The 2,748-nt window shown below is 61.9% G+C and carries 4 protein-coding genes and 3 tRNA genes; all 7 read left to right on the forward strand.

Features of this window, described 5'->3' with window-relative positions:
* The first annotated feature begins 312 nt into the window (after window positions 1-312).
* A complete protein-coding gene (locus QZ964_RS20270; RefSeq protein WP_246719830.1) occupies window positions 313-924 on the forward strand; it encodes a cold-shock protein in 612 nt (203 codons plus the stop codon).
* A gap of 40 nt (window positions 925-964) precedes the next feature.
* Window positions 965-1,426, forward strand: a complete 462-nt coding sequence (locus QZ964_RS20275) for a DUF192 domain-containing protein (RefSeq protein ID WP_292533958.1) — start codon at window positions 965-967, stop codon at window positions 1,424-1,426.
* A gap of 83 nt (window positions 1,427-1,509) precedes the next feature.
* Window positions 1,510-1,586 (forward strand) — tRNA-Pro (locus QZ964_RS20280).
* A gap of 64 nt (window positions 1,587-1,650) precedes the next feature.
* A complete protein-coding gene (locus tag QZ964_RS20285) occupies window positions 1,651-1,959 on the forward strand; it encodes an ETC complex I subunit (protein WP_292533961.1) in 309 nt (102 codons plus the stop codon).
* A gap of 9 nt (window positions 1,960-1,968) precedes the next feature.
* Window positions 1,969-2,045, forward strand: a tRNA-Arg gene (locus QZ964_RS20290).
* Window positions 2,046-2,125: 80 nt separating this feature from the next.
* Window positions 2,126-2,202: transfer RNA gene (locus QZ964_RS20295), tRNA-Arg, on the forward strand.
* 28 nt (window positions 2,203-2,230) lie between these two features.
* Window positions 2,231-2,748: DUF2865 domain-containing protein (locus tag QZ964_RS20300; protein ID WP_292533962.1), on the forward strand; the 518-nt coding region annotated here is incomplete at its 3' end.

A 2,748-nucleotide genomic window follows, 5' to 3' on the forward strand; every position in this document is an offset into this window, starting at 1 on the left:
AATCCCCGTCGATGTGGCGCATGGGCCACAGGTTCAAAGATTTTGGGCGTCTCCGCCGATTTTATCCGCGACAGAATCTGCGTTTATTGCGCAATATCGCTGCGCGCGTCGTGGCGCGCGCGCATGTTTCAGTTTCAGCGACAATGGCTTCGCCAATTCGCGCAGCGACGGCGCGCGTATCCACAGACATTCGTTGGTGGACCAAATTTGCCGGTTGGATGGCGCGCCGCGGGTGTTATCTTGTTAAAAGTGATTCATGAGCGACGCGGGGTGATTCGCGCTTCAGGATAATTGCCAGCGCGCGCCAATCGAATGCTCTGGATCAGCACGGGGAGTTGGTCGGTGAGCGCTAAAGAGACTTTTCAAGATGATTTGACAGCAAGCGCGACAGAATCCGATGAGACCGGTCTCGAATTGGTCGAAGTCGCGGGACGGATTAAATGGTTCGATGTCGCCAAGGGCTATGGTTTCGTGGTGCCCGACGACGGCTCCGACGATATTCTCCTGCATGTCACCATTCTCCGCCGCAGCGGCATGCAAACGGCCTTTGAAGGCGCGCGAGTCGTCTGCGAGGCGCAGAAACGCGGCAAGGGCATGCAGGTCTTTCGCGTCATCGCGATGGACGAAACCACTGCGGTGCATCCGTCACAATCCTGCGCCGGGCGCACCCATGTTCAGGTTGTCCCGACAGGCGGCTATGAGATCGCCATCGTCAAATGGTTCAACCGCATGAAGGGATTCGGCTTCCTCACGCGCGGCGAAGGCACCGAAGACATCTTTCTGCACATGGAGACGGTGCGCCGCTACGGCATGACCGAACTCAAGCCCGGCGATAGCGTTCTCGTGCGTTACGGCGACGGTCCCAAGGGTCTGATGGCGGCCGAAGTGCGGCCGCTTGACGCCAAAAGCGTCCCGTCGCACTGAAGACGTCCATGCTGCGCAAGGCTCTTTGGAGCCCACCCGAATGAGAACTGCGCAAATCTTCCGCACCCTGATCATGTCGCTCTTTCTGGCGCTGGTCGCGTCGACAGTCGCGCGGGCCGAGCCCGCCGTTGAACTCATGCGCATCGTGACGGCGACGGGCGAACATGACTTCAAAGTCGAAGTCGCCGACACGCCCAAGGCGCGCGCCCGCGGCCTCATGTTCCGCAAGTCGATGCCCGCCGATCACGGCATGCTGTTCGAATTCAAGGCCGAGGGGCCTGTTTCGATGTGGATGAGAAATACTTACATTCCGCTCGATATGGTTTTCATCGGGCGCGACGGGCGGGTGGTGGGCGTGGCCGCCGACACGGAGCCGATGTCGGAACGAATCATAACTTCGCCTGCGCCAGCCTATGCGGTGCTGGAGCTGAACGCCGGCGCCGCGCGGAAAATGTCGCTCGCGCCCGGGGACCAGGCGCAGCACCGCATGTTCAAGCGATAGTCGCATTCCCTTGTGAGGGGCGGCCGTGCGTGGTAGCGAAATTCGAGCGAGGGCAGAGCCGCCGTAGGCGCGGCTTGGTCCGGCGGGGTATAGCGCAGCCTGGTAGCGCGGAAGTTTTGGGTACTTCAGGTCGCAGGTTCGAATCCTGCTGCCCCGACCAGCGCGAAGACCGCCGCGCGCCGCTCTCATGACGCGTCTACGAGCGCAGCCAACGACGAGGCCCTATGACCGCACGCATTTATCTTCCGGCGCCGAGCGCCACTCAATCCGGTCCGGGATCGGACATGTGGCGGCTTGACTTCGAACCGGAGCTTCCCCGCAGCATCGAGCCGCTCATGGGCTGGACGAGCTCCGGCGACATGCGCCAGCAGGTCAGGCTCAATTTTTCCACCAAGGAGGAGGCGATCGCCTACGCGGAGCGCAATGGGCTCCCCTATCGCCTCGAGGAGCCGAAGCCCAATCTGGCGGCCCGGCGCGGCGCATCCTATTCAGATAATTTCAAGACCAGCCGCATCGGTCTCTGGACGCATTGAGGCTGTTTCGACCCCGTAGCTCAGCCGGATAGAGCAACTGCCTTCTAAGCAGTAGGTCGCAGGTTCGAATCCTGCCGGGGTCGCCATATATGACTACCCTGTCGGGCGTTGCTGGCGCCGCGTTGGCCGAACTGATACGGTCCGCGGCGAAAGCTGCGCCGTCGACGGCTCCGTAGCTCAGCTGGATAGAGCAACTGCCTTCGAAGCAGTAGGTCGCAGGTTCGAATCCTGCCGGGGTCGCCAGTCGAAGTTTAGTAGACGGGGACGGCGCATGCGGCTCAACCGCCAGGGTGCGACAGGGATCGCCGGCGCTCTGGCTTTCGCCTTGGCGTTCATCTCACCCTTTGACGCTTCGGCTCAAGGCGATTTTTTGGATTTCCTCTTCGGACCCGATCACCCTCCGGCGTTCTCGTCCCACCGCTCCTGGCGGGTCATGCGTGCGCGCCCGCGGCAGCCGCGGCGCCCGCCGAAGACTTCCGTCCATTACGCCAAACCCGAACCGGCAAACACCGCCGAAACGGATTCGATGTCCGGCGGCGGCTACTGCGTGCGCGCCTGCGACGGCTATTATTTTCCCCTCGTCAAATTATCGCGAATTTCCGGCCAGCACTCCTGCGAACTCGCCTGTCCGTCAGCGCGCGTGCAGCTCTATCAGGGCGCAAGCATCGAGCAGGCGCGCAACGCCAAAGGGCAGCTCTATTCGGCGCTTCCGGCGGCGTTCAGCTTTCGCGACAAGCTGACGACAAGATGCGCGTGCAACGATCCGGCCGCGTCTCGAGACTATTACCT

This window comes from Methylocystis sp., assembly GCF_021731785.1.
Classification (GTDB): domain Bacteria; phylum Pseudomonadota; class Alphaproteobacteria; order Rhizobiales; family Beijerinckiaceae; genus Methylocystis.

What these genes read in the sequence shown, in the direction of transcription:
- QZ964_RS20270 (WP_246719830.1), top strand. Translation starts at nt 313, where the DNA reads ATGCTCTGGATCAGCACGGGGAGTTGGTCGGTGAGCGCTAAAGAGACT.
- QZ964_RS20275 (WP_292533958.1), top strand. Translation starts at nt 965, where the DNA reads ATGAGAACTGCGCAAATCTTCCGCACCCTGATCATGTCGCTCTTTCTG.
- QZ964_RS20285 (WP_292533961.1), top strand. Translation starts at nt 1,651, where the DNA reads ATGACCGCACGCATTTATCTTCCGGCGCCGAGCGCCACTCAATCCGGT.